We start from the raw sequence: 13,576 nt of genomic DNA on the forward strand, positions 1-13,576 counted from the left end.
CGAGAACACCCCGTGACGAGAGGGTCCGCATGACTTTCGCCGCCCGCGTGGCGCCCTATGTCCCCGACCGTCTGATCGCCTCCCTGGCCCGTCTCGTCTATCCGCGCTTCGAGCCGGAGCTCGGCAGGCTCGCCGACCTCTGCCCGCCGGGCTGCGGCACCGCGGTGGACGTCGGCGGCTGGTACGGCCCCTGGTCGCACCGGCTCGCCTCGCGCGCGCAGCGCGTGGTGACCGTCGAGCCGGTGCCGCATCTGGCGCGGCTCCTCGCGGCCAGTACACCCCGCAACGTCCGGGTGATCCAGGGCGCGGCGACGGACCGGCCCGGCACGGCCAGGCTCTGGCTGCCGCGCGGCGACCGCGGGGAGAGAGGTGTGTCGTCCCTGGTCCGCAGGGACATCCACCACGTGGCGGTGGACGTGCCGTGTCTGACCCTGGACGGCCTGGGCCTGCGGGACGTGCACTTCGTCAAGATCGACGTGGACGGCAACGAGCTGCGGGTCCTGCACGGCGCGCGCGAGCTGATCGCCCGCGACCGTCCGGCGATCTTCCTGGAGCTGGAGTCACGCATCCAGCCGACCGCCCCGATCGTGGAACTCCTGACCGCCCGGCACGGCTACCGGGGCTGGGTGCTGCCGCACGACAGCTGGGTGCCGCTCGACGCGTTCGATCTGGAGACGCACCAGTCCGGCACGTCGTACGTCGTGTCGCAGGGACTGCTGCGCCGCGTCCTCACGCCGCGCCACCCCCGCTACGTCAACTCGGTCCTGTTCCTCCCCGACGGGCACCGCCCGGGAGCGCTCGCGGTGCGCGACGATGGGGTGCATGCCCGCTAGCTCTTCGCCCGCCTCCGGCCCGTTCACCGCGCTGGACTTCCAGCTGGTCCTGCTGCGCCGGATGGCCGACCACAACGCCGACCTCGTGGAGCGCGCACGGCACACGCTGGGTGTCTCCGTCGCGGAGATGCGGGAGGCCAACCGCCGCTGGCAGGCGATGACCCGCTCCTCGCGGTCGCGGAGCGCTGCCTCCCGGTACCGCTCGGTCCTCGGCCCGCCCGAGGCGACGGTCCGCCGCCGGATCGGCGACCTGGAGTGCGAGGCGCTGCTGTGGCCGGTGCCGCTCTGGCCCGAGCTGCGCTTCGAGGTGCTGCGGGCACCGAACGGAGCGGTGTGGAACATGGGGGCACCTCCCATGCTTTTCGAGCTATGGGGGAGGTTGGTGCGCGCGCCGGGGACCGCCGGTCCCGAGCTGCGCACGCTCGACGACCTCACGCCCTGGTCGTGCACGGTCGACGAGGCAGCGCGCGCGTTCGCGCCGGCGCGCCCCATGGAGGGGACGGCGCCGACGCGGTGGGGCCTCGCGTTCGAGGCGGTGGACGGGGCCGGTGAACGGCGGCACTGCGTGGCGGAGTTCACCTGGGGACTGCTGCAGCGGGTGGACGTCAGAGAATGAAGACGCTGCTTGCGGTCTCCGTCCGGTACGTCTCGCCGGGGTACACGAGCCACTCGACCGAGCCGGTGCAGTCGGGCCCGGAGTGGACCTCGACGATGGCGTCGGTGTTGTTGGTGATCGAGGCCGGGAACCAGTCGAATCCGTAGCAGCCGCTCGGATTCACATAGTCCTGGCCGTTGATGTTCAGGATCCCTTCCGCCGCGTACGCCGAGTTCGGCACGGTGAGGGCGAGAGCCGCGGCGATGGCGAGCGCCCCGAGCGTCCTGGCCGGTCCGGCCACGGCGGTCATGCGTCGTCGTTTCACGTTCATGTCGCGCAGCGTAGCGGTTCGAGCACGCACCGTGCGGGCCGTCCTGGTGGCAGAAGCCGGTACGCGGGCTTGTTCGCCGCCTCCAACATCTGCTTATGATTCGGCGGTGTTCGATTCGCGGCACATCAAGACGTTCCACGAGGTGGTCCGGGCCGGTTCGTACTCGGCGGCCGCCCGCTCCCTCGGCTATACCCAGCCGGCGATAACCCAGCAGATGAAGGCCCTCGAACGGTCCGTCGGCACTCCGCTGTTCACCCGCGTCGGGCGCCGCATGCGCCTGACGGAGGCCGGTGAGGCGCTGTCGCGGCACGCGGGGATCATCCTGGACGACATCTCCGCCGCGCAGCAGCAGATGAACGCGATCACGCGGCTGCGCTCGGGGCGGGTCCGGGTCTGCGCGTTCCCCAGCGCCAACGCGACGCTCATCCCGGAGGCCCTCGCGCGGCTCGCCTCGGGGCACCCGGGGGTGCGCGTGGAGCTCCTGGAGGACGAGCCGCCCGAGTCGCTGCGGCGCGTGGTGCGCGGCGAGTGCGACATCACGCTGGCCTTCACGTACCCCGGTCTGCACGACGAGGTGCCCGAGGAGCTCGCGGAGATCCCGCTCATGGAGGACCAGCTGACCGTGCTGCTGCCGTCCGGGCACCGCATGGCGCGCCAGCGTTCGGTCAAGCTCGCCGAACTGGCCGACGAGCGGTGGATCGCGGGCTGCCCGCGCTGCCGCGCGAACTTCCTGCACGAGTGTGCCGAGCTGGGCTTCGCGCCCGAGATCGCGTTCACCACCGACGACAACCTGGTGGTGCAGAGCCTGGTCGCGGAGGGGCTCGGCATCGCGATGATGCCGGGTCTCGTCCTGAACTTCCTCTGCCACAAGAAGGTGACGGGCCGTGCCCTCGATCCGGCGTCGCGGCGCCAGGTGTCGGCGTATGTCCTCAAGGACCATCTGCGGATTCCGGCCACGGCGCTGGTGCTCGACGAGCTGCGGACGGTGGCCGCGAACCGCGTCGGCTGCTGATCACCCCCGGCGTTTCCATAAGGGGAAGTTGGGGGGTCGCCAAAAGACTGTCGTTGGACGTGATGGATCGGGCGGCGCGACGCTGCCCGTATGAGCACTCCGACCGCGTACCGGGCCGCCCGGACCACAGAGCGCCTCGACACCCTCGTCGCCGACGTGCGCGAGGCGGTGGGGCGCGGCCTGCCCCCCGATCTGACCGCGTACCTGGTGGGCGAACGGCTCGCCCCCCACCTGGGCTCAGCCGACCTGCTCACCGACGAACAGCGCGAGGGCGATCCCGAGCACTACCGCCAGCACGTCCTGCACGCCGAGCACGACGGCAGCTTCTCGATCGTGGCGCTGGTCTGGCTGCCCGGACAGCGGACCTCCGTCCACGACCACGTGTCGTGGTGCGTCACGGGCGTGCACGAGGGCGAGGAGCAGGAGCGCCGCTACCGCCTGGTGCCCGCCGCGGGACCCGGTGGCGCGGCCCGCCTCGTCGCGACGGAGGACGTCGTCAACCCGCAGGGCTCGGTGTGCGGTTTCGCGCCGCCCGGCGACATCCACCGGGTGTGGAACGCCTGCGGCACGCTCGCGATATCGATCCACATCTACGGCGCGGACATAGCCCGCCTGGGCAGCAGCGTCCGCCGCGTGTACGAACTCCCGGCCGACCGGTAATGGCGCTGCTCGGGGAACGCGCCAAGTCCCGTACGACACCGATCGCTTCACTCGCCGCCAGACCGCCCGGCAAGCTGCCCGGCCTGGCGCTGGCGGTCGCCGGCGTCGCCGCCGCATGGACCGTGCACCACTTCGTGCCCGGCGTCCCGATGCTCACGGCGGCCGTGGTCCTCGGCATCGCGGCGGCCCATGTGCCGGGCGCGGCGCACGCGTTCGTCCGCGGCCCCGGCAAGGCGGGCCTGACGTTCGCGGGCAAGCGGCTGATGCGGGTAGGTGTCGTGCTGCTCGGCCTGAAGCTGGGTCTGGACGACGTGCTGGGGCTCGGCTGGGCGTCGGTGGGGATGGTGCTCGCCGTGGTCGCGGTGACCTTCCTCGGCACGTGGTGGCTGGGCCGCCGGATGGGACTGCGCGGCGACCAGCCGCTGCTGATCGCCACCGGCTACTCGATCTGCGGCGCCTCCGCGATCGGCGCGGTCAGCGAGGTGTCCGAGAGCGACGAGCGGGACACGGCCACCTCGGTGGCGCTCGTGACCCTGTGCGGCACGCTCGCCATCGCCGTACTCCCGCTGCTGCAGCACCCGTTGGGGCTCGACGACGCGGAGTTCGGGCGCTGGGTCGGGGCGAGCGTGCACGATGTGGGCCAGGTCGTGGCGACGGCGCAGACCGCGGGCGCGGGGGCGCTGGGCGACGCGGTCCTGGTCAAGCTGATGCGGGTGGCGCTGCTCGCGCCGCTCGTCGCTGCGGTGGCCCTCTCGGTACGCGCGCGCCGGCAGGGACGCGGTTCGGCCGAGGGGGGCACTGGCACCAAACGGCCGCCTCTGGTGCCGCTCTTCGTGGTCGGCTTCCTCGCCATGGTGGCGCTGCGCACGACCGGATGGCTCCCCGGCGGTGCGATCGACGCGGCGGGGACGGCGCAGGAACTCCTGCTGGCCGCCGCCCTGTTCGGCCTGGGCAGCGCGGTCGACCTGCCGTCCCTCACGCGCACGGGCGGCCGGGTCGCGGCGCTCGGCCTGGTCTCGTGGGGCGTGATCGCGGGGGTGTCGTACGTGGGTGTGGTGCTGACGTACTGAGGGCGGCGCTCAAGGGCGTACTGGAGGACGCACCCAGTTGGCGCGACCCGAACAACCGATGCGAACGACTGGGCAGTTGTTCCCTGGAACAGGTGATCGTCGCGCCAGGAATTGCGCGAGGCGCACGTGATTGACGATGCTGACGGTGCGCGAGCGACGGACTGCAGACCGTGACCGCGCCCCCCGGCCCATGTCCCATACAAGGCCGGGGAGCAGGACCCGGATCCAGGTCCTGAGCATCCCTGAAAGTCCCACAAGGAGAAGCACCACCATGAACCTCATCACTGACGTCGTCGCCGGTCTCGCCCACTTCCTGGGCTGGCTCGTCTGACGTCACCCGCACCGATCCGCAGCGACGCCGCCTCCCCCGTCCCAGGGGAGGCGGCGTCGCCGTATGTCGCGTCTGCCCCCTCATCGGCGTAAGACTCTCCTGACGACCGGCGCAGATGACGACAACGAGGAGTACGAGACGTGGATCCCCTGTTCCCGGCCCTGCACACCGCCCGCGGCGAGGCGCTCCGGTTCGGCGACCGCTCCCTGACCTACCCCGAACTGGCCTCGGCCGCCGCCTCCTCGGCACAGCGGCTGCGGGACGCCGGCCGGGTCGCCGTGTGGGCGACGCCGTCCCTGGAGACGGCGGTGGGCGTGGTCGCGGCGCTGCTCGCGGGCGTACCTGCCGTGCCGCTCAACCCGAAGTCGGGCGACTCCGAGCTCACCCACATCGTGCGCGACAGCGCGCCGACGCTGGTCCTCGCGGAACCGGGCGCGGAACTCCCGCCCGCGCTGGCGTCCTTGGACCGCCACGACATCGACGTACAGGACGGCGGCGCGACCCGGCCCGCCCCCTCCCTCCCCGAACCGCCCCCGGAGTCCCCCGCCCTGATCGTCTACACGTCCGGCACCACGGGCCCGCCCAAGGGCGCCGTCCTGCCCCGTCGCGCGATCGCCGCCACGCTGGACGCGCTGGAGGACGCCTGGCAGTGGACCGCCGACGACGTCCTGGTGCACGGCCTGCCCCTCTTCCACGTGCACGGCCTGATCCTCGGCACGCTGGGCCCGCTGCGCCGCGGCGGCTCCGTGCGGCATCTGGGGCGGTTCGGCACCGCGGGCGTGACGCGCGAGCTCGGTGCGGGGGCGACGATGCTGTTCGGGGTGCCGACGATGTACCACCGGATCGCAGAGGCCCTCCCGGACGACCCGGAGCTGGCGAAGGCCCTGGCCGGGGCGCGCCTGCTCGTGTCCGGCTCGGCGGCGCTCCCGGTCCACGACCACGAGCGCATCGCCGCCGCCACGGGCCGACGCGTCATCGAGCGGTACGGCATGACGGAGACCCTCATGAACACCAGCGTCCGCGCCGACGGCGCGCCGCGCGCGGGCGCGGTCGGCGTGCCGCTGCCCGGTGTCGAGCTGCGCCTGGTGGACGAGGCGGGCGAGGAGGTCGCGGCGGACGGCCCGGAGGCGGTGGGCGAGATCCAGGTGCGCGGCCCGAACCTGTTCACGGAGTACCTGAACCGCCCGGACGCGACCGCGGCGGCCTTCGCGCCCGGCGGCTGGTTCCGCACCGGCGACATGGCGGTGCGGGACCCCGACGGCTATGTGCGCATCGTCGGCCGCAAGGCCACCGACCTCATCAAGAGCGGCGGCTACAAGATCGGCGCGGGCGAGATCGAGAACGCGCTCCTCGCCCACGAGGGCGTACGGGAGGCCGCGGTCACCGGCGAACCGGACCCCGACCTCGGCGAACGCATCGTGGCCTGGGTGGTCCCCACCGACCCGGACTCCCCGCCGTCCGCCGCGGCCCTGGCGGACCACGTGGCCGCGGCCCTGGCCCCGCACAAGCGCCCACGGGTGGTGCGCTACCTGGAGTCCCTGCCGCGCAACGACATGGGAAAGATCATGAAGCGGTCACTGACCGGGCAGTGATGCCTCCCTCCGCGTCCTGAGAACAGGTCCCGCGAGGGAGCCCCGCGCCGGTCACCGGCGCGGGGCTCCCTCGCGGGGCTACCGCACCCCCACCGCCCGGACGATCTCCTGGGAGACGGCCCCGCCCCGGTCGTCGCGCGCCGAGGCACGCAGCGACAGGGACCGGGCGTCGCGGGGCACCTTCACCTCACCCTCCCAGGCCGCCTTGCTCCCGTCCCGCTCGAGCCGCACGTCCCGCCAGGTCTTCCCCTCGTCGTACGACACGGAGAGCCCGCCGCCGCCGATGGTGCCCGTGGCCGCCGCCCCCTTCACGTACTCGGCGAAGAGCCCGACGTCGACGGTCCGGCCGCCCCGCACCGTGCCCGCGAGGTCCGTGTCGACGTCGAAGCCGAGGTTGATCAGCGGCAGGAACGTCTTCCTGTCCTCTGGGGTCCGCTTCGACTTGAAGGTCCACTCGGCGTGGCCCTTCGTCGCGAGCTGCCAGCGGTCCTGGGCGAGCGTCGTGTCGGTGACGACCTTGTACGTGTGCTCGGCGGGGTCCGCGTCCCACACGTACACGCCGGAGCTCTTGCGCCGGTCGGCGCTCACACCGTCCACGAAGACCTCGCTGACCTGCGTCATCGACTCCTCGTTCCAGACGTCGCCGAAGCCGGTGTGGTCGGGGCCCGAGTCGCCCCATCCCGGCACGTTGAACGCCAGGTCGTCGCCCGTGCGCGTCTGACCCCAGCCGAGCCCCGTGCCGAGCCAGGGGTGCAGGACCGGTTTGAACCAGTCGAGCCCGGTGCGCCCGCCGCCCTTGTAGGCGACCAGGCCGCTGCGCTCCTCCAGCGCGCCGGGCCCGGTGGACACCGACTCGTGCCACACCTGGCCCCGCCCCGTGGAGACGTACTCCGTGCGCTCGGCCGGGAGATCGATCTTCTCCTGGAATCCGAGGCCGACGGGGAAGGTGTCGGTGAGGGAGTAGCGGTACTCGCCGCCCGCCGCGGGCTTCACCGAGTGGAACCTGGTGTCCAGCGTGGCGAGTTCGCGTGCGGAGGGCTCGTACGTGAGGTCCCTTTTCGGGATGCCGCCTTCATGTCCTTCCGAAAGGTCGTACACATAGGGGGTGTTGAGCGTCCCGGTGCTCTCCACCCGCTTCCCCGCCCGCGCGGCCGCGATGAGCCGGACCCCGTCGGCGGCGTCGACCGTGACGATCTGCAGCGGCCGGTCACCGTTGTCGTCCGTGCCGAACCAGGCGTTGAGGCGGCCCGGCCGGTCGTCCGTCACGAACAGCGCCCGCGCGCCCGCGTCCTGGGCGGCCTGCCCCAGCCGCGCCGGGGTGACCGCGTCCGTACGGCGCACGACGACGGCCTTGCCGCGGACATCCTTGCCCTCGTACGCGGCCGGCGTGCCGTCTCCGGCATCGACGAGCGCCCACCTCTCCCGCCCCTCGGCGATCGTCCCGCCCGGCTGGGCGACGGCCTCGCGCAGGCCCTTCACGTCCACGAGGGGTTTGCCGAGCCGCCACACGGTGCGGTACTCGAAGCTGCCGTCGGAGACCTTCGCGGTGGGCGCGGCGAAGACGCTGTCGTACTTCACGGGCACCTGGACGGCGCCCATGAGGTCGGCGCCGCCGGCCTTGCGGTCGTACTCCATGAGCAGCTGCCGGGTCTCGGTGCGCCGGTCGACGTCGGCCTTGATCTCGCGCAGCTTCCGCCCGTCAAGGGTGATGGTGCGGTCCCGGTCGAGGCGGATCTGCGGATCGGCGAGGAACCCGAGTCCCAGTGAGTCCTTCCCGTGGCTGCCGCGCACGTCGAGGAAGGTCGACAGGGCGTACGTGCCGGGCTTCAGACGCAGCTTCAGGGTGCCGGAGTCACCCACGGCGGCCGGGAACGGCTCGGTGCCCCCGGCGAGTTGCTGCACGACGAGATCGGCGGCGGACGCGGCGCCGTCGCGGTCCTTGACGTGGACGGTGAGGCTGTACCGCTCCTCTTCCTTGACCAGCCCGAACGCGGTGTGCGCGACCTCCTTGCCGCCCGCGCTCGCGACGACGGCGCCACTCGTGTTCCCGACGGGCGCCTTCGAGCCGTCACCGGTGACGGTGGTCGACGCGGTGCCGTGGGCGGGGACGGTGAGGGTCGGGTCGGCGAGCGTGACGACGCCGTCGGAGGCACCGCGCGGGGCCAGGCTCAACGCGATGTCGCGGTCGGAGTGGTTGCGGTAGGTGAGGGTCCTCTCCACCGGCTCGTTGTCGTCGTACGGCCAGCCGTAGAAGCCGAGGTCGGCGCTGCCGGTGGCGGTGACGGGGGTGTCGACGGCGTCGGGCACGCTCACTCGACCGGAGCCCAGTTCGTAGACCGACGCTTCCACCCCTTTCGAGCTGGACATCAGGGCGTCCTTGAGCTGCGCGCCGGTCCAGTCGGGGTGCCGTTCGGCGAGGAGGGCGGCGACGCCCGCGACGTGCGGGGTCGCCATCGACGTACCGCTCATCTCGGTGTAGAAGCCCTCCCCCGCGGTGAGCCCGGAACGGGCGGCGAGGATGTCGACGCCGGGCGCCGACAGGTCGGGCTTGAGTCCGTGGTCGCCGGCGCGCGGGCCCTGGCCGGTGAAGTACGCGGCCTTGTCGTCGGAGTCGACGGCGCCGACGGTCAGCGCGGAGTCGGCGGCGCCGGGCGAGCCGATGGAGGAGGGGGCGCCCGTGTTGCCCGCGGCGATGACGAAGAGGGCGCCGGTCTCCTTGCTGAGGGAGTTGACGGCTGCGGCCATCGGGTCGGTCCCGTCGCTCGGCTCCGACGAGCCGAGGCTCATGGAGACGACCTTGGCGCGGACGTCCCTCGCGGCCCACTCCATACCGGCGATGATCTCCGACTCGCTGCCGAAGCCCTCGTCGCTGAGCACCTTGCCGACGGCGAGCGAGACACCGGGCGCGACGCCCTTCTCCTTGCCGCCGTCGGAGGCGGCGCCGCTGCCGCCGACGGTGGAGGCGACGTGCGTGCCGTGCCCGTTGCGGTCGGGGACCTCCTCACCCGGTATGAAGCTCTTGCTCTCGCCGACGCGCCCCTTCAGGTCCGGGTGGTCACCGTCGACGCCGGTATCGAGGACGGCGACCTTGACGCCCTTGCCGGTGAGCCCGGCGTCCCAGGCCTTGGACGTGCCGATCTGCTCGTTGCTCCGCGCCATGTCGGCTTCGACGCGCCCGTCGAGCCAGACCTTGTCGACGCCGGACGACTCGGCGCGCAGGGCGCGCCAGAGGGCGCGGGGGCGCTCGACGCGGACTGCGGTGCCGCTGACGCTCTTCAGAGAGCGCACTCTCTCGACACCGTCGGGCAGTTGCCCGTCGCCCCGCGCCCTCTTGTCCCCGGCGTCGTACATCACGATGAGGGGCAGCTCCGCGGGGGCCCCGCCCCGGTCCACGAGCCCCTGCCGGATCAGCTCGGTCACGTCGAAGAGCCGCTCGTCCAGGACGCCGGAGCGCAGGTACGGCCGCGCCTCGTCCGGCACGACGGTGACGTGCCCGTCGACGACCTGACTCCGCACGGCTCCTCGCACCTCACCGGCGGGCCGGTCGACGGTGACGGTCTGCCGTCCGCCAGGGAGCCGGGTGACGGTGACCTTGTCCCCGGTGATGAGGGTGACGGTGTGGGCGGCACCGGCCGCACCGTCGGTGCGGGGGGCTGCGGACTTGGACTCGGACGCGTCGTCGGCGACTGCGCCTTGCCCGCCGGGAAGCAGGGCGAACGCGAGACCGGCGGCGACGCCCACGAGCGCGGCTCTCCGCCGCACGGGGGCTCTGGTCATGGGGCTGCCTCTCTTCGTCTCTTCGTCTCTTCGGCGGACCCGGGCGGGGCGGGGCAGGAGTGGTGCCCGAGTGCTGCGAAGAGTGTCAGGAGGCATGTGGGGCACGGCAGTTGGCGGAGGTGGCGGGAAGCCGCCAGGGGGACAAACCGCCACGGGTGGCCGTGCGGTGACGGCGTGGGCGCGCCAGGGGGCCCGCACCCTTGGCCACCAAGACACCGCACGCGGCATGCCGCACACGCGGTCGCCTTTGGCGGCTGCGGCTGGGGCGGTCGGGTCGGTCCGGGCGGCCAGGACGGTCAGGGCAGCCGGGGCGGCCAGGACGGCCAGCACCGTCCGCCAGACAGGAACGACCAGCACGGCCAGCACGGTCCGTCGGGCAGGGACGACCAGGGCCGACGCGGGACGGCGAGGTCGAGCGAGACCGTGAAATCAGTCGGGAGGGCCGAGCCCGGCCACCGCGCTGTCTCGCCCCGAACCACCACACCGCCCCGCCCCACCGCCGTACCGCCCGCGCCGCCCCAAGACCACCCGTGCGGCGGCACCCCGCCCGGCTCAGTCCAGCGCGCGCGCCGCGCCCGGCCGCCGCACGATGCGAGACAGGACCGTCGTCCGACGGCCCGTACGGTCTGCGCTCTCGGGAGGATCTGCCATGACCGTCAGTCTGGAGCAGTTGCGCCGCTGCCACATCGCCGTCGACCTGGGAGCCGCGAGGACCCGCGTGTACGTGAAGGGCGCGGGCCTCGTCGTCGACCAGCCGAGCGCCGCCGCCGTCAACACGCGCACGGGCGCGCTCATCGCGGTAGGCCAGTTCGCCGAGCAGATGACGGGACGTACGCCCGGCTACATCCGGGTCGTGCGCCCCGTCTCCGGCGGCACCGTCGTCGACATCGAGATGGCGCAGCGCATGCTGCGCAACCTGATCGGCGAGAAGCTCCGCCGCACCCTGCGCCGCAAGCCCCGGCTGCGCGCCGCCGCCTGCACGCCGCACGACGCGGACCCGCTGGCCCAGCGCGCCGCCGTCGAGACGATGGTCGGGCTCGGGGCGCGCCGCGTGGAACTCGTCGACACGCTCATCGCGGCGGCCGTCGGCTGCGGGCTCCCCGTGGAGCGCCCCGAGGCGACGATGATCCTCGTCTGCGGCGCCGCCACGACGCAGGTCGCGGTCCTCTCCCTCGGCTCGATCGTGACCGCGGAACGCATTCCCGTCGGCGGCGAGGCCATCGACAACGCGATCGTGCAGCACCTGCGCCACCACCATGAACTGATGCTGCCCTCCCAGTCCGTACGCCCCCTCCAGCTCGCGCTGCGCGGCAACGGCCTGACCCCGCAGGGCCCGGAGTCGACGGAGATCCACGGCAGGGACGTCGCGACCGGCCTCGCCCGCTCCGTCCAGGTCGACACGGCCGCCGTCCGCGACGCCATCCACACCCCGCTCACCGCCGTGCTCGACGGCATCGGCAAGGTGCTGCGCGACTGCCCGCCGGACCTGGTGGCCGACCTCGCGGACCGCGGAATCATGATGGTCGGCGGCAGCGCGCTGCTGCCGGGGCTCGACCAGATGCTGCGGGACGCGACCGGAATGCCCGTACATATCGCGGAACGGCCGGATGTATGCGCTGTTCTGGGACTTGGTGCGATGCTTGAGGGCAAGATCCAACCACTGGCGCTGGCGCCCCTGTCCGGCTGAGCCGAACGGCCGACGCGCGCCCCACCACGACCATGGAGTACGTCGTACGTGACCGAGATGCCGATGGGCGAGGGCGAAGGCGAAGGTGAGGACGACGCGCCGCGGCCCTCGATGCAGCCGATCCTCGAAGCGGTCCTCAGCGTCGGCACGGACCTCGAACTCCAGGCGACCCTGCAGCACATCGTGGACAGCGCGGCCCGGCTGACCGGCGCCGGGCTCGGCACGCTCGGCGTCGACGCCCCCGGTCACGCGGGCCCGGCCGAGCTGTTCGTGGCGGGCGGCCCCGGGTGCCGCCCTGACGGCGTGCCGTGCGTACGCCCGACCGCGGACGGCACCGTCATCGACGTACCCATCCACGTCCATGACGACCCGTTCGGCACGCTGCTGCTCGCCGAGAAGGCCGGGGGCGGGCCCTTCACCGACGAGGACCGCCAGCTCCTGCGGGTCCTGGCGAGCCAGGCGGGCATCGCGATCGGCAACGCCCGCCTGTTCGAGGCGGCCCGGCAACGGGAGCGCTGGATCGAGGGCGCGGCGGCGGTCACCACGGCCCTGCTCACCGGCGAGGCGGCGGCGGACGCGCTGATGACGGTGGCGGACCGGGCGCGGATCCTCGCGGGCGCCGCGGCGGGCGTGATCCTGCAGCCCACGGAGGCGGGCGGCATGCGGATCGTCGCGGCGGCGACGGACGGGGAGCCGCACGGGTGGGGGGCATCGGCACACAGGCGTGCGCCGACGGGGGACGGTACGTCACGCCCCGCGGGAGAGCCCGGGGACGCACCCCGCCCACCCTCACGCACCACCCCCGATCCCACTCCCGACCCAAACACCCACACCCACCACAACGACCTGATCGGCACCACGATCGAGCCCGGCAGCGCGGTCCTCACCCAGCTGCTCGGCGGCGAACCCGTGTACATCGACGACTCGGCGACCGACCCCCGTATGACCACGCACGTGCGCGCCCGTTTCGGCCCCAGCATGATGCTGCCGCTGCAGGCGGGTGGCCGCCTCATCGGCACGCTCGCACTCCCCCGCAGGCGCGGCGCCCCCGCCTACACCTCCGCCGAACGCCTGCTCGCCACCCAGTTCGCCTCACAGGCCGCGCTCGCCCTCGTCCTCGCCGACGCCCAGCAGAGCCGTCGGCGCCTCGCGGTCTTCGAGGACCGCGACCGCATCGCCCGCGACCTGCACGACCTCGTGGTCCAGCGCCTCTTCGCGACCGGCATGATGCTGGACGCGACGCGCCGCAAGGCGGAGTCGGCCAAGGTCGAGTCGACCCTCGACCACGCCGTGGACGAGCTGGAGTCCACGATCCAGGAGGTCCGCACCGCCATCTTCGCGCTCCAGCAGCCCCCCGCCGACGCCCCCGCCACCTTCCGGGGCAAGGTGCTGCGCGAGACGGCGGGCGCGTCCGCGATCCTCGGCGTCCAGCCGTCCGTGCACTTCGCCGGGGCCGTCGACACGCAGGTCACGGAGCCCGCGGCGGGCCGCCTGCTCGCCGCCCTGCGCCGGGCCCTGGCCGCGACGTCCCGCCGCACCGGCGTCACCCGCGTGGATGTCGCGGTCGACGCGCGGGCCACGCTGCCGGACGGCCGCGCGGGGGTACGGCTGACGGTGTACGACGACGGGGACACGGACGGCGTGGAGGCGGGCACGACAGTGACGTGGCAGGCCCCGCTGTAACGCGC

Annotated in this window: 10 protein-coding genes; 8 read left to right on the top strand and 2 right to left on the bottom strand. The window is 73.2% G+C overall.

The window, feature by feature from the left end; all coding sequences use genetic code 11:
- The first annotated feature begins 29 nt into the window (after window positions 1-29).
- Together DEJ47_RS11285 and DEJ47_RS11290 are read left to right on the top strand one after the other, a co-directional pair.
- On the top strand, window positions 30-833 hold the full coding sequence (locus tag DEJ47_RS11285; RefSeq protein ID WP_150167414.1) for an FkbM family methyltransferase: 804 nt from the start codon (window positions 30-32) through the stop codon (window positions 831-833).
- Complete coding sequence (locus DEJ47_RS11290; protein ID WP_150167416.1) at window positions 814-1,449, top strand: hypothetical protein; 636 nt, start codon at window positions 814-816, stop codon at window positions 1,447-1,449. Before DEJ47_RS11285 ends, DEJ47_RS11290 begins: the two co-directional genes overlap by 20 nt.
- Here the strand turns inward: DEJ47_RS11290 and DEJ47_RS11295 are convergent.
- The gene (locus tag DEJ47_RS11295; RefSeq protein WP_150167418.1) at window positions 1,439-1,759 is read right to left on the bottom strand and encodes a hypothetical protein; all 321 of its coding nucleotides are present in this window, start codon (window positions 1,757-1,759) and stop codon (window positions 1,439-1,441) included. The two genes, DEJ47_RS11290 and DEJ47_RS11295, sit on opposite strands and share 11 nt — an antisense overlap.
- A gap of 106 nt (window positions 1,760-1,865) precedes the next feature.
- On the opposite strand from DEJ47_RS11295, the gene DEJ47_RS11300 reads away from it, so the two are divergent.
- The 4 genes from DEJ47_RS11300 to DEJ47_RS11315 all read left to right on the top strand — a co-directional run bounded on the left by DEJ47_RS11300 (window position 1,866) and on the right by DEJ47_RS11315 (window position 6,424).
- Window positions 1,866-2,771, top strand: coding sequence for a LysR family transcriptional regulator (locus DEJ47_RS11300; RefSeq protein WP_150167420.1), 906 nt, complete (start codon window positions 1,866-1,868; stop codon window positions 2,769-2,771).
- 90 nt (window positions 2,772-2,861) lie between these two features.
- Entirely contained in the window at window positions 2,862-3,431 is a 570-nt protein-coding gene (locus DEJ47_RS11305; protein WP_150167423.1) for a cysteine dioxygenase family protein, read from the top strand.
- Complete coding sequence (locus tag DEJ47_RS11310) at window positions 3,431-4,501, top strand: YeiH family protein (RefSeq protein ID WP_150167425.1); 1,071 nt, start codon at window positions 3,431-3,433, stop codon at window positions 4,499-4,501. Before DEJ47_RS11305 ends, DEJ47_RS11310 begins: the two co-directional genes overlap by 1 nt.
- Window positions 4,502-4,972: 471 nt before the next feature.
- A complete protein-coding gene (locus DEJ47_RS11315) occupies window positions 4,973-6,424 on the top strand; it encodes an acyl-CoA synthetase (RefSeq protein ID WP_150167427.1) in 1,452 nt (483 codons plus the stop codon).
- 78 nt (window positions 6,425-6,502) lie between these two features.
- Here DEJ47_RS11315 and DEJ47_RS11320 read toward each other — a convergent pair whose 3' ends face one another.
- On the bottom strand, window positions 6,503-10,201 hold the full coding sequence (locus tag DEJ47_RS11320; RefSeq protein WP_150167429.1) for a S8 family serine peptidase: 3,699 nt from the start codon (window positions 10,199-10,201) through the stop codon (window positions 6,503-6,505).
- 649 nt (window positions 10,202-10,850) lie between these two features.
- Between DEJ47_RS11320 and DEJ47_RS11325 the strand changes: the two genes are divergently transcribed.
- Together DEJ47_RS11325 and DEJ47_RS11330 are read left to right on the top strand one after the other, a co-directional pair.
- On the top strand, window positions 10,851-11,888 hold the full coding sequence (locus DEJ47_RS11325) for a rod shape-determining protein (protein ID WP_150167431.1): 1,038 nt from the start codon (window positions 10,851-10,853) through the stop codon (window positions 11,886-11,888).
- Window positions 11,889-11,945: 57 nt separating this feature from the next.
- Complete coding sequence (locus DEJ47_RS11330) at window positions 11,946-13,571, top strand: GAF domain-containing protein (protein WP_223828690.1); 1,626 nt, start codon at window positions 11,946-11,948, stop codon at window positions 13,569-13,571.
- Window positions 13,572-13,576: the final 5 nt, after the last annotated feature.

This window comes from Streptomyces venezuelae, assembly GCF_008642355.1.
GTDB classification, from domain to species: domain Bacteria; phylum Actinomycetota; class Actinomycetes; order Streptomycetales; family Streptomycetaceae; genus Streptomyces; species Streptomyces venezuelae_B.